Annotated in this window: 20 protein-coding genes; 11 read left to right on the top strand and 9 right to left on the bottom strand. The window is 65.5% G+C overall.

Annotated elements, in window-relative coordinates; translation table 11 throughout:
- The first annotated feature begins 65 nt into the window (after nucleotides 1-65).
- Nucleotides 66-263: a hypothetical protein gene (locus EA472_RS23055; protein WP_124192530.1), complete on the top strand. Its 198-nt coding sequence runs from the start codon at nucleotides 66-68 to the stop codon at nucleotides 261-263.
- Here EA472_RS23055 and EA472_RS16060 read toward each other — a convergent pair.
- Complete coding sequence (locus EA472_RS16060) at nucleotides 260-649, bottom strand: DUF7522 family protein (protein ID WP_124192529.1); 390 nt, start codon at nucleotides 647-649, stop codon at nucleotides 260-262. The two genes, EA472_RS23055 and EA472_RS16060, sit on opposite strands and share 4 nt — an antisense overlap.
- A 225-nt stretch (nucleotides 650-874) precedes the next feature.
- Here EA472_RS16060 and EA472_RS16055 point away from each other — a divergent pair, with 225 nt between their 5' ends.
- Together EA472_RS16055 and EA472_RS16050 are read left to right on the top strand one after the other, a co-directional pair.
- On the top strand, nucleotides 875-1,654 hold the full coding sequence (locus EA472_RS16055; RefSeq protein WP_124192528.1) for an endonuclease/exonuclease/phosphatase family protein: 780 nt from the start codon (nucleotides 875-877) through the stop codon (nucleotides 1,652-1,654).
- A gap of 80 nt (nucleotides 1,655-1,734) precedes the next feature.
- On the top strand, nucleotides 1,735-2,391 hold the full coding sequence (locus tag EA472_RS16050; protein WP_124192527.1) for a phospholipase D family protein: 657 nt from the start codon (nucleotides 1,735-1,737) through the stop codon (nucleotides 2,389-2,391).
- A gap of 83 nt (nucleotides 2,392-2,474) precedes the next feature.
- Here EA472_RS16050 and EA472_RS16045 read toward each other — a convergent pair whose 3' ends face one another.
- The 4 genes from EA472_RS16045 to gpmI all read right to left on the bottom strand — a co-directional run bounded on the left by EA472_RS16045 (nucleotide 2,475) and on the right by gpmI (nucleotide 7,591).
- Nucleotides 2,475-3,761: an O-acetylhomoserine aminocarboxypropyltransferase/cysteine synthase family protein gene (locus EA472_RS16045; RefSeq protein ID WP_124192526.1), complete on the bottom strand. Its 1,287-nt coding sequence runs from the start codon at nucleotides 3,759-3,761 to the stop codon at nucleotides 2,475-2,477.
- A 55-nt stretch (nucleotides 3,762-3,816) separates the two neighbouring features.
- The gene (locus tag EA472_RS16040; protein WP_243637874.1) at nucleotides 3,817-5,529 is read right to left on the bottom strand and encodes a receiver/sensor box histidine kinase; all 1,713 of its coding nucleotides are present in this window, start codon (nucleotides 5,527-5,529) and stop codon (nucleotides 3,817-3,819) included.
- A 293-nt stretch (nucleotides 5,530-5,822) separates the two neighbouring features.
- On the bottom strand, nucleotides 5,823-5,990 hold the full coding sequence (locus EA472_RS22590; RefSeq protein ID WP_165874922.1) for a hypothetical protein: 168 nt from the start codon (nucleotides 5,988-5,990) through the stop codon (nucleotides 5,823-5,825).
- Between the two features lie 77 nt (nucleotides 5,991-6,067).
- Nucleotides 6,068-7,591, bottom strand: coding sequence for a 2,3-bisphosphoglycerate-independent phosphoglycerate mutase (gpmI, locus tag EA472_RS16035; protein ID WP_124192525.1), 1,524 nt, complete (start codon nucleotides 7,589-7,591; stop codon nucleotides 6,068-6,070).
- A 135-nt stretch (nucleotides 7,592-7,726) separates the two neighbouring features.
- On the opposite strand from gpmI, the gene EA472_RS16030 reads away from it, so the two are divergent.
- Entirely contained in the window at nucleotides 7,727-9,016 is a 1,290-nt protein-coding gene (locus EA472_RS16030; protein ID WP_124192524.1) for a DNA double-strand break repair nuclease NurA, read from the top strand.
- A 184-nt stretch (nucleotides 9,017-9,200) separates the two neighbouring features.
- Here the strand turns inward: EA472_RS16030 and EA472_RS16025 are convergent, their stop codons facing one another.
- Nucleotides 9,201-9,542 (bottom strand): DUF7113 family protein, encoded by a 342-nt coding sequence (locus EA472_RS16025; RefSeq protein ID WP_124192523.1) that lies wholly within the window; start codon nucleotides 9,540-9,542, stop codon nucleotides 9,201-9,203.
- Nucleotides 9,543-9,790: 248 nt separating this feature from the next.
- Here EA472_RS16025 and EA472_RS16020 point away from each other — a divergent pair, with 248 nt between their 5' ends.
- Together EA472_RS16020 and EA472_RS16015 are read left to right on the top strand one after the other, a co-directional pair.
- A complete protein-coding gene (locus EA472_RS16020; protein ID WP_124192522.1) occupies nucleotides 9,791-10,399 on the top strand; it encodes a DUF7344 domain-containing protein in 609 nt (202 codons plus the stop codon).
- A 149-nt stretch (nucleotides 10,400-10,548) separates the two neighbouring features.
- On the top strand, nucleotides 10,549-12,420 hold the full coding sequence (locus EA472_RS16015) for an ATP-binding protein (protein WP_124192521.1): 1,872 nt from the start codon (nucleotides 10,549-10,551) through the stop codon (nucleotides 12,418-12,420).
- A gap of 85 nt (nucleotides 12,421-12,505) precedes the next feature.
- On the opposite strand, the gene EA472_RS16010 is transcribed toward EA472_RS16015, so the two are convergent.
- Nucleotides 12,506-13,114 carry an alpha/beta hydrolase gene (locus EA472_RS16010; protein WP_124192520.1) on the bottom strand — a complete coding sequence of 203 codons (609 nt, stop codon included), beginning with the start codon at nucleotides 13,112-13,114 and terminating at the stop codon, nucleotides 12,506-12,508.
- Nucleotides 13,115-13,288: 174 nt separating this feature from the next.
- Here EA472_RS16010 and EA472_RS16005 point away from each other — a divergent pair, with 174 nt between their 5' ends.
- The gene (locus tag EA472_RS16005) at nucleotides 13,289-14,119 is read left to right on the top strand and encodes a PspA/IM30 family protein (RefSeq protein WP_124192519.1); all 831 of its coding nucleotides are present in this window, start codon (nucleotides 13,289-13,291) and stop codon (nucleotides 14,117-14,119) included.
- A gap of 39 nt (nucleotides 14,120-14,158) precedes the next feature.
- Here the strand turns inward: EA472_RS16005 and EA472_RS16000 are convergent, their stop codons facing one another.
- On the bottom strand, nucleotides 14,159-14,731 hold the full coding sequence (locus EA472_RS16000; RefSeq protein ID WP_124192518.1) for an HPP family protein: 573 nt from the start codon (nucleotides 14,729-14,731) through the stop codon (nucleotides 14,159-14,161).
- A gap of 187 nt (nucleotides 14,732-14,918) precedes the next feature.
- On the opposite strand from EA472_RS16000, the gene EA472_RS15995 reads away from it, so the two are divergent.
- The 3 genes from EA472_RS15995 (at nucleotide 14,919) to EA472_RS22795 (ending at nucleotide 16,325) form a co-directional block, all read left to right on the top strand.
- Nucleotides 14,919-15,494 carry a plastocyanin/azurin family copper-binding protein gene (locus EA472_RS15995; RefSeq protein WP_124192517.1) on the top strand — a complete coding sequence of 192 codons (576 nt, stop codon included), beginning with the start codon at nucleotides 14,919-14,921 and terminating at the stop codon, nucleotides 15,492-15,494.
- A 98-nt stretch (nucleotides 15,495-15,592) separates the two neighbouring features.
- A complete protein-coding gene (locus tag EA472_RS15990; RefSeq protein ID WP_124192516.1) occupies nucleotides 15,593-15,871 on the top strand; it encodes an AbrB/MazE/SpoVT family DNA-binding domain-containing protein in 279 nt (92 codons plus the stop codon).
- Complete coding sequence (locus EA472_RS22795; protein ID WP_124192515.1) at nucleotides 15,861-16,325, top strand: type II toxin-antitoxin system VapC family toxin; 465 nt, start codon at nucleotides 15,861-15,863, stop codon at nucleotides 16,323-16,325. Before EA472_RS15990 ends, EA472_RS22795 begins: the two co-directional genes overlap by 11 nt.
- Before the next feature lie 152 nt (nucleotides 16,326-16,477).
- Here EA472_RS22795 and EA472_RS15980 read toward each other — a convergent pair whose 3' ends face one another.
- The gene (locus tag EA472_RS15980; RefSeq protein ID WP_124192514.1) at nucleotides 16,478-16,996 is read right to left on the bottom strand and encodes an FxLYD domain-containing protein; all 519 of its coding nucleotides are present in this window, start codon (nucleotides 16,994-16,996) and stop codon (nucleotides 16,478-16,480) included.
- Nucleotides 16,997-17,168: 172 nt separating this feature from the next.
- Between EA472_RS15980 and EA472_RS15975 the strand changes: the two genes are divergently transcribed.
- Nucleotides 17,169-18,245: a hypothetical protein gene (locus tag EA472_RS15975; protein WP_124192513.1), complete on the top strand. Its 1,077-nt coding sequence runs from the start codon at nucleotides 17,169-17,171 to the stop codon at nucleotides 18,243-18,245.
- The last annotated feature ends 91 nt before the right edge of the window (nucleotides 18,246-18,336 follow it).

Raw genomic sequence — 18,336 nt, 5'->3', positions numbered from 1 at the left:
TAGCCGGTCGTTTCCGGCGCAAACGTCGCGTATAACTACAACGGATATCGACGTTTCTCGCTGGCATGTCCCTCGACAGACACGCCGCCGAACGTCGGCGCTTCGCTCGTCTCCTTGGAATCGACGGTGAACTCGGCTCCGGACTGCCGATCGGCTCGGGCTCGAGTCGACTTTCCGGGCCGAGTCGCGACGATTCCTGCGATCGACCGCGAAATCGAGAGCGGGCCCGGGAGTGTGAGCCTGACTCCGACGAGCGTCGTTAACGGACCTCGCGTTCTCCGAGAAACGAGTTGAGCGCCGTCGCGACTTCCTCGAAGTCTTTGACCGTCAGTCCGTCCGTCGTGACGAAGACGCCCTCGCGGTCGGTCGTCACGCGGATCAGAAAGCCGTTGTCGAAGACGCGTATCGTGTAGTTGTAATCGCCCAATTCGGTCCCCTCGTAGGCGGTCTGAGCGGTCTTGAATCCGCGCCACTCGTGGCCGATGAACGTCGAGAGGTCGGCGTCGCGCTCCAGGTCGTCACGGAGGTAAACTTGCTCGTAGTCGTCGCGCGTGAAGTAGGTGATCGACCGGAGGCTGTCTCCGATCGCCGTTCGACAGGTCGTTTCGATCCGTTCTGCTTGCTCCGACGTGAGGAGGCCTGTGGCCATACTTCTTCGATGGTCGTGCGACCCCTTAACCACGGGGTCGATTTTCGGGGCGTCGCGTTCCGCCTCGATTCCGGTCCGATCGACGCTCGACTCGATCGAGTCGGGGGCCGCTCCCGATCCGAGAACGCGGCCGATCGTTCAGTCTGCCATCACTCACGGCAGCAGAATCTTTATAGCCGGTAACCCCTCAGTACCCTCAACGAGTCCCCGATCGAGCCGCTCCTCATGAAGATTCTCACCTGTAACGCCGGCTACCTGCTCGGATACCGGAACGTCCTCGGCGGATACGTTCCACCGCCGATCGGCTCGATCCTCGGCGACGGTGAGGTCGAACGCCGGTCGCTCGAGCGGCTCGTGTCGGTAATCGAGCGCGAACGCCCCGACGTCGTCTCGCTCCTCGAGGTCGATCGCGGCTCTCACCGGACGGTCACCGGCGGACAGTTCCGGACGCTCCTCGAGTCGCTTCGAGACCGTGGACTCTCCTATCGCGGCGACGTGGCGAACAAGTACGGCGACGGCGGAATCGTCGAGTCGGTCCCGTTTTTCGGCCACCTCGGAAACGCCGTGCTCTCGCGAACGGATCGTCCGACGACCACGCACTATCTGTCGGCCGGACGAAAACGACTGGTCATCGAGGCGGACGCCGCCGTCGACACGGTGTTGTTCACGGTCCACCTCTCGCTCGGTGCCCGAAGCAGGAGGCGTCAGCTCCGCCAGCTGGCCGACCTCGTCGACAGACGAGCCGACGGACGCGACGTCGTCGTGACCGGGGACTTCAACACCTACGGCGGAACCGACGAGCTGACCGCGTTCGCCGACCGGACGGGACTCGAGACGCGGATCCCGGGCGACACCGTGCCGCCGCGGCCGCTCGACGACCTGTTCGTCGACTCCCGCGCGCTCGATCTGTTTCTCTGTTCGCCGTCCATCGAGATCGGACGATGCGACGTGCTCGACGTCCAGCTTTCGGATCACCGGCCGATCGTCCTCGAAACGGGACGCTGACCGTCCCTCGCGGGAGGACGCGCGGTGTCGGCCGAACGAAACACGCGTCATTCAATATCTTCCCCGGCAGAGGTGGAATAATGAACGAGATCGCCGGCGAATCGACGGTCGAACTGGTAGGGACGACCGACTCCGAGCGGCCGTTCCAGGAGGCTCTCTCCGAGTTGTTCGCGGGCGACGGAACGATCTACGTCGTCAGCGGCTACTTCACCTACCAGGGGTACCTCTCGATTCGGAACGACGTCGTCTCGTTTCTCGAGCGATCGCGCGAGAACAAGCTGGTGGTGATCGTCGGCCCCGCCTCCGACCAGTTTTCGGCGCGAATCGCCCACGATCTCTGGGGACTCGACGACTGCGATCGGGTGCGCCTCTACAAGCAACCGCGGGGACTCCACGCGAAACTGTACCTTCGAGACGGACCGGAGCCGACGTGCATCATCGGCTCCGCGAACATCACGCAGGTCGCCTTCGAGTACAACGTCGAACTCGGCCTCGAGATGACGCGTGCACACAGCGATCATCCGGATCTGAAGCCGTTCCTCGAGTGGGCCCACGACCTCGTCGCGTCGTCGGAGCCGCTTCGTCGACGGGACCTCTTCGGCCCCGTCCTGGTCGGAAGTTCGTTCGTCAACTGGTCGAACAAGGCGCGGCTGTTGCCGATGCGAAACGTCGCGCTCAGGGTGGGCCCCGTCCTCTTGTTGCTGTTTTTCCTCGCGGGACTGTTTCGACTCGTGTGAACGACGAGGCGTTCACCTCGAATGTTCCGTAATCCGACGGTCGACCGGGAGCCGTCGAGAACCGAACCCGGCAGCCGTTCGCTTCAGGCGTTCGAAATCGCCCGATCGAGGTCGGCGATGACGTCGTCGACGTCCTCGATGCCGATCGACAGCCGGACGAGGTCGTCGCTCACGCCGCTCGCGAGTTTTTCTTCCTCGGTGAGCTGCTGGTGGGTGGTGCTCGCGGGGTGGATGATCAGCGACTTCGCGTCGCCGACGTTGGCGAGTAAGCTGGTGAGTTCGACCTCGTTGCACACCGTCTCGGCCGCGTCGTAGCCGTCCTCGAGGCCGAACGTGATCATACCGCCGTAGCCGCCGTCGAGGTACTCGCCGGCCTCGTCGTGGGTCTCGTGACTCTCGAGACCGGGATAGTTGATCCACGAGACGTCCGGGTGATCCTCGAGGAACTCGGCGACGGCCATCGCGTTCTCGCAGTGTTTCTCCATGCGAAGCGGCAACGACTCGAGCTTCTGGAGGGTGACCCAGGCGTCGAACGGCGACTGCTGGTTACCGAGGTCGCGCAGTCCGCGCGTTCGGGCGGCGATGGCGAACGCCTGTTCGCCGAAGGTTTCGTGGAAGTTGACGCCGTGGTAGGCCGGGTTCGGCTCCGTGAGCTCCGGATAGTCGCCCTCGTCCCACGGGAAACTACCGCCGTCGACGAGCACGCCCCCGACGGTCGAGCCGGCGCCGTGGATCCACTTGGTCGTCGAGTTCCAGACCAGGTCCGCGCCGTGTTCGATCGGCCGACAGAGATACGGCGTCGCGAACGTGTTGTCGACGAACAGCGGCACGTCGTGGTCGTGAGCGATGTCCGCGATTCGCTCGATGTCCGGCGTCACGAGCGCGGGATTGCCGATCGTCTCGAGGTGGACGAACGCGGTGTCGTCGTCGATGGCTTCCTCGTAGGCGTCGTAGTCGAGCGTGTCGACGAACTTCGTCTCGATGCCGCGTTTCGAGACCGTGTGGGTCAGGTACGTGTAGGTACCTCCGTACAGCGACGACGAGGAGACGATGTTGTCGCCGACGTCGGCGAGGATGAACGTCGCCAGATCGAACGCCGCCATTCCGGACGAGGTGGCCAGCGCGCCGACGCCGCCCTCGAGCGTCGCGATGCGCTCTTCGAGCATCGCGTTCGTCGGGTTCATGATCCGCGAGTAGATGTTGCCGAACTCCTGCAGCCCGAACAGCGCCGCAGCGTGTTCGGTGTCGTCGAAGACGTAGGAGGTCGTCTGGTAGAGTGGCGGCGCTCGAGCGCCCGTCGTCGGATCGGGCTCCTGTCCGGCGTGGACGCTGTTCGTTGCAAACTGACGGTCGTCGCTGTCGTCGCTCATGGTCGTCCCCAACTCAGGGCTGGTAGTAAAACGTTGTTGCGATCGTGGACGAAACTCACCGCGCGTCCCGCTCGGGCCGTCGTTCGGATTCCGTGGCCGTGACGAACTCGAAGCGCGCGCCGCCCGAGTCGGCTGCCTCAACGGAGACCGACCAGCCGTGGGCGTCGACGACTGACGTGACGATCGAGAGACCGAGTCCCGTACCGTTACCGCCGGTGTACCCCTTCTGGACGACCCGATCCCGTTCTTCCGCTGGAATTCCGGGACCGTCGTCCTCGACTGCGAACCCGTCGTCCGTGCCGCAGACGGTCACCCTCACCGACGGTCCCGCGTGTTCGATCGCGTTTCGAAAGAGATTCTCGAACGCCTGCTGGAGACGACCGGGATCGCCTTCGACCGTTCCGAGCTCTCGGGTTTCGAGGACGGCGTTTGCCGTCTCGACGCCGTTCCAGGCGGCTCGAACCGTCCGCTCGAGATCGAGCCGCCGCTCGTCGAGGTGTTCGCCCTGGCGCGCAAGCGCCAGCAGATCGTCGATCATCGTCTCCATGCGTTCCGCTGCGACGACGATCTCTTCGACGTACGCCGGATCCTCCGTCTCCTCGACGAGATCGGCGTACCCCTGGAGCACGTTGAGCGGGTTGCGGAGGTCGTGGCTCACGACGGAGGTGAATCGCTCGAGGTGTTCGTTTTGCCGTGCGAGTTCCCGGCGGCGACGCTCCCGGTCCAGCGTGTACCCCACGAGTTCGCCGAGCGTCCGAACCTGCTGGCGAAGCGACCGGGGCCACGGCCGTTCGATTCGCTGTTCGATGGCCAGAACCCCCTCGAGTTCCCAGTCGACGACGATCGGAACCGCGAGCAACGACTCCAGGTTCCGCTCTCGAAGGTACGGATGTTCTTTCGGCTTCGCTTCGACGCGGCGATCCGACCGTCTCTCGGCAGCGCCGAGGCGGCCGACGAACCCTTCCGGAACGTCGATGTCGAGCTCGTCGTCGACGGCCGGCGGAACGGCGTGTGGGTCGAACGACTTGGACATGGTCTCGAATCCGGGGAATGACCCGATATCGATCGACTCGACGTCGGTCGGGTGCTCCGCCCGCCGATCCCAGCAGTGGGTCGGTTCGAGGGCTTCGCCCTCGAGTTCGAATACGAGACAGCGATCGGCGTCGAGCTGTCGGCCGACCAGCTGGAGTCCCCACTCGATCTCGATATCGGTCTCGTCCGGCGCGGCGCTCATCAACGACCGCGAAATCTCGAACACCACCTCCCTGATGTCCGAAATCGAGCGGTGATAGAACTCGTCGATACGAGCCGCGAGCCGACCGATTGCGTGTTCGTCCAGCGGACGATCGCCGTACGTCTCGATCGCCGACGCCTCGAGGGAGACCATCGATCGACAGACCGCCGGTTCGACCGTCGGTGCGAACCTGACGACCGGAACGGTCGGACGGACGTCGACAACGTTCTCGAGCATCGAGACGACGTCGGCCGCGTCGAAGCCGTCGCCGATCACGACGCAGTCGATCTCGTGATCGAGCGCGTCGCGGATCTCCGCCGCAGAGTCGACGGTCGTCGTCGTATACGACCTCCCGATCGCTTCCTCGATGCGCTCGCGGTCGTCGGTCGCGTCGGCGTAGAGGACGTGAAAGGAGCGATTCGTCGGTTCTCCTCGAGTCCGGGGTTCCGCGCGACCCGAACTACCGCTCATTTCGCCACCCCGTTTCTCGAGGTCGGCGTCCGCTCGACCGCCGAACGCGATCTCTTCGACCACAGCGTGGAGTGCTGTCGGCGACCGTCGTCGATCGCTGCGAGTCGCCGCTATCCGTCGTTCGATCGATGCTCGCTCGCCGGCGTCGCTTTCTCGCGTCCGCCCACCGAGAGGCGTCGTTCGCACTCGAACCGAATCGGTGCCGATGGTCGTAAGTCAGCGTACGGCTCCCAATCAAAGCGGATGTCAGTTCGAGTTGTAGGATGAATTATCATAAGTATACTGGCTATCGTCCCGGGAGTTCCGTCGATACTCGGCTGGCGGTGTCGTTACGCCGGCGTCGAAGTTCCGGGAAGTCAGAGTCCGATCGGTGCGAACGCGAACAGTCCCGCGAAGGGGTCCCGAAGCAGTACCAGCACGATTCCCGCGATGATCACGGCGATCGTCCAGACGATCATGATGTACATAATTTCCCGGACGAACTCCTCGTCCTCGGTCGCCATCAGGGATCCGTCACTACTCATGGGCGGACATTCCGTCTCCGACACTAAATACTGTTCGCCGTCGCGGATACCGCCGAAATCGGCGACGGACCGCGCGCTCACTCGAGCAACGGTTCGCCGGTCATCTCCGGCGGGCGATCGACGCCGATCAGCCCGAGGAGCGTGGGCGCGAGGTCGGCAAGCGTTCCGCCCTCGCGGACGGATCGACCGCCGTCTGTCCCGTCGGGGGCGAGGTAGACGAACGGAACGTCGTTGTACGTGTGGGCGGTGTGTGGATCGTCTTCGGTGCCCATCTCGTCGGCGTTGCCGTGGTCTGCGGTGACCAGGACGTGCGCGCCGGCGTCCGCGAGCGCCTCGAGCAGTCGGCCGAGTTGCGCGTCGACGGCTTCGACCGCTTCGATCGCGGCCTCGTAGTCGCCGGTGTGGCCGACCATGTCCGGATTGGCGTAGTTGAGTACGAGGGTGTCCGGATTCTCGTCCTCGAGAATTTCGATCGCCGTATCGGTCACCTCGGGCGCGCTCATCTCGGGGCGCTCGTCGTAGGTCGGTACGTCCGGACTCTCGACGATTTCGCGGATCTCGCCGTCGAACTCGACCTCGCGGCCGCCGTTCAAGAAGTAGGTGACGTGGGCGTACTTCTCGGATTCGGCGATCCGCAGTTGCGACTTCCCGTGGTCGGCGAGCACCTCGCCCAGCACGTTCTCGGGCTGGTTCGGCGGATACGCGACCGGCAGGTCGAACGTCTTGTCGTACTGGGTCATCATCACGACCTCGGCGTCCGGCGGATCCGTCTCGAACTCCGTCGCCCAGTCCGCCGAACGGATGTCCGCGAGCATCCTGGTCAGCTGGCGGGCGCGATCGGAGCGGAAGTTGAACCAGACGACCGCGTCGCCGTCTTCGAGCGCAGGACCGCCCTCGATCACCGTCGGTTCGACGAACTCGTCGGTGACGTCGCGCTCGTAGGATCGTTCGATCGCCCCGAGCGCCGACTCCGCCTCGAACGCGGCCTCTCGATCGACGATCGCGTCGTAGGCCCGCTTCGTCCGCTCCCAGTTCTGGTCGCGGTCCATCGCGTAGTAGCGGCCCGTGACGGTCGCGACGTGACCCGTTCCGTGCTCGTCGACAACGTCCTCGAGCGTCGCGAGGTACTCGCGACCGCCGGTGGGCGAGGTGTCCCGTCCGTCGGTGATCGCGTGGGTGACCGCCTCGACGCCGCGGTCGCCGGCGAGTTCGATCAGCGCGTGGAGGTGCTCGTGATCGGAGTGGACGCCGCCGTCGCTGACGAGACCGACGAAGTGAATCCGCCCGTCGTTCTCGAGTGCGCCGTCGAAGGCCGCGTTGATGGCGTCGTTCTCCCGGAACGACCCGTCGGCGATCGCATCGGAGATGCGCGTGTACTCCTGGTAGACGACCCGGCCGGCCCCGATGTTGAGGTGGCCGACCTCGCTGTTGCCCATCTGTCCCTCCGGCAGCCCGACGCGTCTGCCCGCGACCTCGAGGCTGGCGCTTGCACCGACGTCCGAGATGCGATCGAACGTCGGCGTCTCGGCCGCCTTCACGGCATCGCGTCCGCCGTCCCTTCCGAGTCCCCAGCCGTCGAGAACGATCAACGCAGCGTCCATGTGCGAGCGATGCCCATCCGCGCGTAATTAGCTGTTGTTTTTCCGTGCGATCGAGGTGATCCCCGTCGTCGTCCGGCGGTTTCTCTCGAGACGACCGATCACTGGGTTTTTGCTCGTGGACCGGGATCAACGGCCATGACGCTCGATCCGGTCCACTACGACGGCATCGCGCAACTCGCGAGGCGGATCGACCACGGCGCGGACGAACGCGACCGGCGCGCGTTCGCCGAGACCGTCTGGACGGAGTTTCTCGAGCCGCTTCGATCGGACGACCGGACGATTCTCGCGCCGGTCGACGAGCGGGCGCGTCGGCTCGTCGACTGCGAGACGGTCGCGTTGCGCGAACGCGAATTCCCCACCCAACACGGCCTCGACGCCGGGACGATCAACCCGACGACGTTCAAAAACGGGCTGGTCATCGACATCGCCCAGGCGGCGATGAGCGCGACGCCGAGCGATCTCGAGTTACACCGCTCGCGGACGACCGTCATGACGGTCCACTCGAACGACGAGACGATGACCGTCGACGAGGAGTGGCGGTCGTTCGACGAGGGATTCAGTCGCAGCCGGGCGGTGAAGGTACCACCGCTGCCGCGGTTCGCCGAGGGCGTCGTTCACGCGCTCGCGCTCTATCTGGCCGAGAGCAAACACGCCCTCGAGCACGCGCCGGCGGTTTCGGACCTGCTCGTCCTCGACGGGCCGCTGTATCCGCGCGGACTCCTCCGCTGGGCCGACCAGCACCCCGATCTCTCGGATTTCCTCCTCGAGGATCCCCGGCCGACGACGGTCCTCGAGAACTACGTTCGGCTGGTCGAGCGATTCGTCGACCGCGGGGTCCCCCTCGTCGGATTCGTCAAAAACCCGGCAACCCGCGTCGTCACGCGAACGCTGAAGGAGAACCGAGACGTCGACGTCAGCGTCCCCTGGGCCGACGACGCGGCGCTGTTCACGCGGCTGCTCGAGCGCGGCGAGTACGTCGACGACGCCGACGGCGATCGCTGGGAGCGCGACACGACGTCGCTTTCGTACACGAACTGGTTCCGCTCACGCGGCGGCGTCGATGGGCCGCTGTCGGCCGACGGCGACGCGCTCGGCGTTGCCCGCCGCCTCGACCCCTCGGCGTACGAGGTCACGTTCTTCGTCGTCTACGATCCCCGCGACGATCTGCTCTACCGGATCGAAGCGCCCTACGCGTTCACTCGCGATACGGAGACGCGTGAGCGACTGACGATGCAGCTACTCCAGGACGTCGCGATCGCACACGGACCGCCGACGATCGTCGAGAAGGCGGACGAACTCGCCCGAATCAGTCGCCCGGAGAAACGGTCGCTCCGGGACACGCTCGAGACGCAGTTCGACACGACTCACAGACGCAGCTACGACGATCACCGCTGGGACGACGGCTGGTCGGCCACCAGCGGTTGAAGGCCGCGGGTTTCCGCGCCGTTTCCGCGGTGACCCGGCCGCGACCGTCGGAGCGTCGACCGTCGAAGCGAACGCCGGGCCGTCGACCGAGGCGTCGCCGTGGCCGGGTTCGGACGACCCGTTGTCACTCCGTACCGGTACGCAAGGGTTCGCGCGCGTCGGAACCGACGGGCGCCAGACCGCCTCACTCGACGTCGAGTTCCGCTTTCTCGACGTCGAACTCGACGTCGTCGGGATCGATGCCGATCCGGGCGAACTGCGTTCGGACGTGCTCTTTCGCACACTCGAGCGCCTGTTCGCGGGTGTCGAACCCCCGCGGCATGGGTGATTCGAACGCGAGGTTAACCTCCCGTCCGTCCACCAGCTGCGTGGTTCCGCCGCTGTCGACCTCGTAGAACTCGTCGCAGACCCAGACGTACGCGGCGTCCTCGTCGGGCGCACCGCGAAACGAGGGGGACTGCTCACCGCGCTCGTACAGCGTCCCGGTAAGTTCGGTCCCGCCCGCTATTCCGCGTACCATGAGCATACCGTTTCGTACGGCTCGCGGACGCAAAAAGGGCGTGACTCGAACGTAGGCGAGTTGCTCTTTCTTTTCGCTCGTCCTCGCTGGTGTCACCCCCGACGACCACCTGGAACAATGATAATTAGTATACGATATTACTATATGCGACGGTCAGTAGTCCAAATTCGCCGCGTATGAGATAACGCATCAAACAAATGACCCAAATCGTTTTGGAAACGGGCTTATCCACGTTGCAATGGTGTATCCTTCTAATGAGTTCTGACGCTCACATCGATAGCACCAGCGGGGGAGTCATTCTGAACGACGTCGCGCCGGAGCGCTACGAAGTTCTGCGCCATCCCCGCCGCGTCCGGCTCCTCGAGATTCTCGAAGATCGGCCCAGTCTGTCGGTCGAGGCGCTTACGTCCGCATTGGCCGAGCGGGAGCGGTCCGACGTCACGGGGGGCCGCTCCCGTCGGGAGATCCGGGTCACGCTCGTCCACAACCACCTGCCGCGGCTCGCCGAGTTCGGCATCGTCGAGTGGGACGACGACCGCGTCGAACTGGTCGCCGATTCGCCCGTCTGTCCGGACGAACTCTCGCGGCTCCTCGAAGAGAGCAACGGCGACGCGGCTCACCTCGAGCAGCTGGTCGATCCCGTCCGACTGGCCGTCCTCGAGGAGGTGACCGAGAGCGATCGACCGCTCTCGCTCGAGCAGCTCGCATCGGCGCTCGCTGGCCGGGGATCGCTCTCGCAGACGGATCCTGAGCGTGCGGAAATCGCGCTTCATCACTCCCATCTTCCCGCACTCGAGGAGATCGGCGCCCTCGAGTACGACCACGAGTCCGGGCTGGTCAGTCGCCCCGACGACGCCGTCTGACCGGTCGGATCGCTCCGGCCGCCCGCCGGTGAACCATCCCCGTTGACGTCGGACCCGTCGGAACGTTCGGTTTCGAGTTCTGCTTCGTGACAGCGCGTCGGCACGCCCGGAGGGAAACGCGTTTTAGGAACCGGTCGGATTACGTGAGTATGACCGATCTGGGTGACTTCGGCGATTTCACCGCCGACGGAGACGGCGATCCGAGCGCCGCGGCCGAATCCGCGGCCGAGGAGGCCGACGCTCCGTCTCGGCGGTCCGATGCGACGTCGGCTGCGGGCGACGTCCAACCGAACGGGGCCGGAACCGCGGACGACGAGTTCGAAACGACGACCGTCGAACCGCGCGGCGAGGACGTCGGCATCGGCGCGCTCTGTGTCTCGCAGGGGTTGCGCGTCGCCGAAGACGGCGACGAAACGACGCTGCGTGCGTACGTCACCCGCGGGAACCGCTCGTCGATCCGTCTGGGGAGCTACCTGCTCGCGCCGTATCCGGACGGCGAACAGCTGTTCTGTCGCATCACGGAACTCGAGTACGCCCAGCAGTACCACGCCGACGACGCGACCGAGATTCACGCCCGACGCGCGATGCGCTCCGACGGCATCGAGGAGGCCGACTACAAGTTCGTCGCGTCGCTCGAGCCGATCGCGGTGCTGTACCAGGACGAGGGCGAACTCAAACGCCGGATGACCGACCGCGTACCCAAACCCCAGACCGTGATCGCGCAGGCCGACGACACCGAGGCCATCAAGACCGGGCTGAAGATTCCCGACGACGGCGTCTTCCTCGGTCACCTCTCCGTCGGCGGCGAGAAGGTCAGGACCGCGGCGTCACCGCCGACGATCGACTACCGGTTGAAAGACGACTACGAGGCGGGCGATCCGCTCGTCTTCCGACACACCCTGATCGCCGGCGGCACCGGTTCCGGAAAGACCCACGGCGCGAAGAACGTTCTCCGACAGTTTCTCGCCGACAACCGGACGTACCCGATGGAAGACGGGCGCAGCGTCCGTCCCGCCGTCGTCCAGTTCGACCCGCAGGACGAGTACGCCCAGATGCACGACGACAACCCCGACCTCGACGACGAGTTCGCCCGCCGTCTCGAGCGCGAGGGGATCGCCCACGGCGGCGTTTCCGAGACGACGGCGTTCGTCCCGAAAATCGGCTCCGCGTCGTACTCGGCGGGACACCACCGCGCACAGCAGGTCGAGTTCACGATTCCGTTCTCGATGGTCCACGAGAATCCGTGGCTCGTCGCCGGCAGCGGACTGAACGACAACCAGTACGGCGCGCTCGTGAGCGTTCTCCTGCCGCGATTTCGCGAGCAGTACGGGATGGGAGCAACCTACGACGAGTTCACGACGTTTCTCGACGACCCCGCGCTCAGAGAGGAACTCGACGAGTCCGGCCGCGTCCACGAGGCGACCTTCGACGCCGTTCGCCGGCGCGTTCTCGGCTTCGGTCACGTCTTCGACCAGGACGCCCGACCGATCACCGAGCTGATCTCCGAGTTCGTCCGCCCCGGCGGATTGAGCGTCGTTCCGACGTACCACATCAACGATACGCGAGCGACCGAGGCCGTCGTGCTCGCACTCTCGTCGCTGCTGATCGACGAGAAGCTCTCGAACGATCCGACCTACGACCGCATCAAGGAGACGCCGCTGATCCTCGGCATGGACGAAGCCCACAACTTCCTCACCGACGCCGACAGCGTCCAGGCGGGCAAAGTCATCACGAAGTTCACCGAAGCGGCCAAGCAGGGCCGCAAGGAACGACTCGGCCTCTTTCTGATCACGCAGGACCCCCAGGACATCGACGACGCCGTCTTCAAACAGATCAACACCACGGTCGTCCTCAATCTGGGCGACGAAGACGCCATCAAGAGCGTCAACATCCCCTCGAACCTCGAGTCGAAGGTCCCCTACATGGAGAAGGGACAGATGGTCGTCTACTCGCCCGACAATTCGGAGCCGGTCGAACTGATCGGGCTGCCGAAGTGTCTGACCCGCCACGGCCGGGACTGATCCCGTCTTTTCCAACGGTTCGACGCTCGCACAGTCACGTCGAAACCGACCGCGATCCCCGTTCCGTCGACTCGATCGTCGGTCGCTACTCGAGCAGCGTGCGTTCGAAGAACTCGCGGACCGACTCGGCGATCGCGTCGTCCTGTCCGACGAAGAAGTGGTCCGCCGACAGGGCCACGGTCGTCACGTCGGGACCCCGCTCGTCTGCGCGCTCGACGACCGGACCCCACTCCACCGTCTCGTCTCGCTCGCCGTAGAGCACTCTGGCCGGCGACTCGAGCGCGCCGAGGGCGTCGACGGCGTCGAGATCCGCGTTCGCGTCGATTCGCGCCGACGGCGCGAGGACGGCGACGGCGTCGACCGCCACGTCCGCGCTCGCGAGCAGCGCCTGCGTCGCGCCGAAGCTGTAGCCGAACAGGCCGACCCGAGCGTAGCGTTCGCGTGCCCACCGGACGGCGTTTCGCACGTCCTCGCGCTCGCCGTAGCCTTCGTCCCACGTCCCGTAGTCGAATCGCAGGCAGTCGATTCCCGCCTCCGCGAGCGCACTCGAGATCGCGACGAGCCGCCTGTCGCTTCGCGAACCGCCGTACCGGGGATGGGGCGGACAGGCGACGACGATCGCCGACGGCTCGCCCGCCGGCTGCTCGAGCGTTCCGCGAACGTCGCGTCCGCCGGGGATCACCACGTCGCTCATGCTCGGGGGTATCGCCCGCCCGGTATTGAAGCCACGGGTCGCGTTCGACCCCGGCGACGCCGTGGCGGGCCGCCCGATCCGTCCTCACTCGTCGCGCTCGCTCACCGACCGTGCGTTCGTCGCCGACTGTCGTTGATGTGATGTTTTTAAGGGTGACGAGCGATACGTACGAGTATGGGCATCCTCTCTCGGACCTCCTACGTCATCCGGTCGAAGATCAACTCGCTGCTCAACCGAGCCGAGGACCCGACCCAGACGCTCGATTACTCCTACGAGCAGATGCGCGACCAGCTTCAGGAGGTCAAACGCGGTATCGCCGATCTCACCACCCAGAAAAAGCGCCTCGAGATGCAAAAGCGCCGGCTCGAGGAAAACGTCGAGAAGCACAACGAGCAGGCCCGAACGGCGGTCCAGCAGGACCGAGAGGACCTGGCGCGGCGCGCCCTCGAGAAGAAGAAGACGAAGATGAACCAGATCGAGGACCTCGAGCGCCAGATTTCGGACCTCCAGAGCCAGCAGGACAGTCTGATCGAGCAGAAAGACGAACTCCAGACGCGCATCGAGGAGTTCCGGACGAAAAAGGAGACGATGAAAGCCCGCTACGAGGCCGCCGAGGCGAGTTCGACGGTGTCGGAGGCGATGACGGCGACGGGCGAGGAGTTCGAGGACGTGGGTCGCGCGATCGAACGGGCCGAAGAACAGACCGAGGACATGGAAGCCCGCGCCGCCGCCCTGGACGAACTCCACGAGAGCGGCGCGTTCGACGACGTCCTCTCGGACAAGGATTCGATCGACCGCGAACTCGAGGAGCTGTCGACCGGCAGCGGCGTCGAGGCCGAACTCGAGACGCTGAAATCAGACGTCGGCGGCGGGGAGTCCGAACCCGACTCCGACGTCGAGGCGGCGGACGTCGACGACTCCGAACTCGAGGACCTCGAGGCGGACGTCGACGACGAGGAGGTCGAAGCGGAACTCGCGGAGCTACAGGAAGAGGAGAATCAGTAGCGCCGCGTATCGGCTCAGTTCCGTTTTCATTTTCGACCGTCACTCTCGAGCGTCTCTCGGTTTGAATCCGAACCGTTCCGCGAGCGTCGAGATGACGCGGTCGTGGAGGTACCAGAGGATGGCGACCGCCGCCACGATGATGAGCCCGTCCTCGAGGCCGCCCATCAGTCCCAACGCGACGATCAGCGTCGTCGCGCACGCCGCCGCGTGGTTCGTCTTCGTCAGTAACATGGTCGTGGTCGTCAACATCATCGCGAGCGTCGCGCTCGCGGACAGGTAGATGAGGTCCCACGAGAGCGCGGGGTCGGGTTGATCGAAGACGACGTACGCGCTGACCTCGTTTCCAAGCAGCGCGTAGGCGATCAGCCCGGCGACGACGGCGATGGCGTGACCGCCGATGACGTGGTAGCCGCCCTCGGCTCGCGGCTGTTCGCCGGTCGCCATCAGGTACGCCGAGGGCCCGAGACTCGGAAACAGAAACGGTCGTCCCGTCACCAGCGTGATCAGTCCGAGAACCGTAAAGTGCAAGAAGACGTTGATCGTCGCGCTGTACTCGTCTCTGACGTTGAGTTCGCGGTCGGGATCTTCGAAGGGGAGTTCGACGTCGACCAACGTGGGTGGGGAAACGGCCCGATCCGGCAAAAGCGCTCGCGCTGCAACCGCCCGTCCCGACGGCGGCACTCACTCCTCCATCTCGACGTCGGGATCGGTTGGGCGTTCTCCCGGCGGCCCGAGTCGATCGTTCTCTCTCCCTGCCTCGAGTCGCGCGTTTTTACTTCCGATGACTCGAGGAACGAGTATGGGCAGGCGACGGCGCTCGCGTCGGGAACTGCTTTCGGCCGGGAGCACGCTGTTCGCCGCCGGAAGCACGCTGCTCGCGTCGGGATTCGCCGGCTGTCTCGAGGAGTCGCCGGGCGCGGACGATCCGCAACTTGGCGATCCGGAGCCGTTCGTCGAGATCGAACTGACGACTGCGCCGAACGGCGAGCGGGTCGACCCATCGGCGGTCCACCTCGTCGACGGCGGAACGATCGAGTGGGTCGGCGGCGACGGACGCCACGATACGACCGCGTACCATCCGGCGACTCACGGCGACCAGCGACGGATCCCCGACGCCGCCGAACCGTGGGCGAGCGACGTGCTGGACGACGGCGATTCCTTCGACCGAACGTTCGACGACGAGGGAGTCTACGACTACGTCTGTACGCGCCACGAAGCGGTGGGGATGGTCGGAACGATCGTCGTCGGCTGGCCGGACCCCGACGATCAGCCGGCGCTCGAGTCCCCGTCCGAGTCGTATCCGCCCGCTGCGGTCGAGGAACTCGAGCGCCTGAACGACCGGGTTCGGGCGTTTCTCGAGGACGCACACCGATAACGATCGTCGCGGCGACCGGCGTATCCGCTGTGCCGGCCCGAACGCTTTCGTCGCTCGGCACCGAAACGACTATCCGAATTCCCACCGAACGTGGGAATATGCCGACCGTGGATTCCAAGGGGAGGATCGTTCTCCCGAAAGAAGTACGCGAGCAACTCGGCCTGGACGTCGGCACGGAGGTAGACGTTCGCGAAAAAGACGGCAAGGCCGTCGTCGAGCCCGAGACGGATCCTGAGCGCATCATCGAGCGAATGGAGTCGCTCGTCGAACGAGCGAGTCCCGATCCGACGAGCCGGCGGGAAGACGACCTCGACGCGTACGCTCGAGATCACGCCGAGACCATCCGAAGACGGGCTCGACGCGCAGATGACGAGTGACGGACCGTATCTTTTCGACGTCGGCGTCGTCGCTCTCGCTCACGCGGGGACTCCCGTAAGCGAGCCCGCGCTCTCGTCTCTTCGAGATGCGATCACGGGCGATATCGACGGCGTGATCCCTTACTCTGCGCTCGTCGGCGCTCACCACGTGCTGACGTCCTACTACGGATTTTCGAACGAGCGGGCGTCCGAACTCATGGAGAACCTGATGGATGCCAAACGGATCCACTGGTACGACGAACTCCCCGAGCCCGTCGTTCGATCGGGATTCTCGCTCTCCGGAGCCCTGAACATCGACGGGTGGGACGGCTACTACGCTCGGGTCGCGCTCAGCGAGGGCGTCGGCACGATTTTGACGCTCGACGACGACTTCGAGGCTGTCGACGGCGTTTCGACTCACGTCGTCCTCACGCCCGACGAATTCGCCACGCTGAACGACTACCTCGCCGGTTGATTCTCGGGAAGGCGTGGATCGACTGGAGACGGTGGGCGTCGCAGCTTCGATCCGTCCCTGTAGCCGCCGGGCCGGGAGCGGTGCAGTCCGAACGTCGGTCAGTACGTCCAAAACCGACGTCGAAAGCCGGCGTGCTCTGATACGGTCTGCGTTCACGTCGGGGTCCCGAGCACCGTCACGTCGTACCCCTCGAGGTCGTCGATCGACTCGAGGAGGATCACCTCGAACGCCCAGGACGCGCCGCCGTCGAGGTCGCCCGTCGTGTCGAGGTAGCGTCCGAGTTGGTCGCCGGTTTCGTCGTACGTTCGAACGCGGACCTCGACGAGTTGAACCCGGTCGTCGCCCGCGTTCTCGACCGTCCCCTGGACCGTCGGGCCCCTGAAGTCCTGCTCGAGGACGAACCCGTGGTCGTCGATCGCCAGCGAATCCAGCGGCGTGACGCTCTCGTTGAGCTCGGTTTCTGCGAGCGCCGCCGCCGCGGCGGTCTCTTCGGGGGTGCGGTCGTCGCCGTCGATCGGACCGACCTCGCCGCTCTCGTAGGTCGGCGAGTCGTCCCCGCCGACGGCGTTGCACCCGGCGAGCGCGACGGCGGCAACCGTTCCGACGCCGGCGAGCACGCGGCGACGGTCCGGTCGATCGCAGCGAGTCGGATCGAAACCTCCTCGGGTCATCGCCGCGACCGTCGGTCCACGGAGCGTTCGCCGTACTCGATCATACGGGTCGAACGGCTCCGGGCCATTTGAGTCTGGACCCTGCACTCGAGCCGGCGGGGGCGACGTGACCGACCGAATCTCGGGATGTGCAACGCGGAATCTTATCGTCGCCGACGGTGAAGCCGGGGGTATGAGTTCGTCCGACGCCGACGAGGCGTACGAGTCGTACGGCGCTGACATCGGTGAGCGGATGACCTCGTGGGCGCGATTTCGCGACTGGTTTCTCGTGGAAGCCGACCGACTGTTCGTCGCCGCGCTCATCTCGGTCGTGACGTTTCTCCTCTTTCTCGTCCTGAACGCGCTCGGCGTCATCTCGTTCGTCAACGACGACTCGATCACCCGCCTGGCCGGCGGCATGATCGCCGGCACCTTCTCGCTGGTGACGCTCGTCGTCTCGATCAACCAGCTCATCCTCTCTCGAGAGTTCGCCGCGGCCGGCGAGTCCCAGGACCAGCTCGAGGGCGTCCTCTCTTTTCGCGAGGACGTCACCGAGACGACGGGCGTGCCGGCGGTCCCCGCCTCGCCCACGCGATTGCTCGAGTTGCTCGTCGAAGCGATCGACGACCGCGCCAGGACGCTCGCCGACGCGACGAGCGATCACGACGACGAACTCGCGACGCGGGTGAGACGGTACACGAACGGCGTCACGAACAGCACTGAACGGATCGACGAGACGCTCGAGCACACGAAGTTCGGCACGTTCCGGGCCGTCTCCGCGGCGATCGGCTACGACGACGCCTGGCAGCTGTACGCCGCCAAACACCTTCGAGGTCGGTACGGCGACCAGTTGTCCGACGAGGCACGCGAGGCCCTCGACGGACTGATCGACGCGCTCGAGTCGTTCAGCGTCGCCCGCGAGCACTTCAAGACGACGTACCTCCAGCGCGAACTCACCCGCTTCTCGCAGCTGACGATCTACTGCGGCGTGCCGGCGATCCTGTCGGCGATGCTCGTCGGCTTTCTGTACGCCGATCTGGGCGGGCCGGCGATCAGCGCCGATTATCTGCCGTTCGTGGTCAGCGCGCTCATCGCCGTCGTCGTCTCGCCGCTCGCGTTGCTCACGTCGTACATCCTCCGGACCGCGACCGTGACGCGCCGGACCGCATCCGTCGGCCCGATGCTCCCTCAGAAGGACCCCGACGAGGGACCGTTCGACGTCACCTACGGCGAGGAATCCGAGTCGCCGACGCCGGCCGGATCCGACTGATCGCCGGTCGGGACTCGCGTCGCCCGGAGCCGCAGTATCCGCCGAACTTCGTGGTATCTCGTCGGATTCCACGGTATCCCATCGGATCTCC

Origin of the sequence: Natrarchaeobius oligotrophus, assembly GCF_003841465.1 — an archaeon.
GTDB classification, from domain to species: Archaea; Halobacteriota; Halobacteria; order Halobacteriales; family Natrialbaceae; genus Natrarchaeobius; species Natrarchaeobius oligotrophus.
The sequence above is the reverse complement of the archived record's forward strand: the minus strand, read 5'-3'. Positions and strand labels throughout refer to the sequence as shown.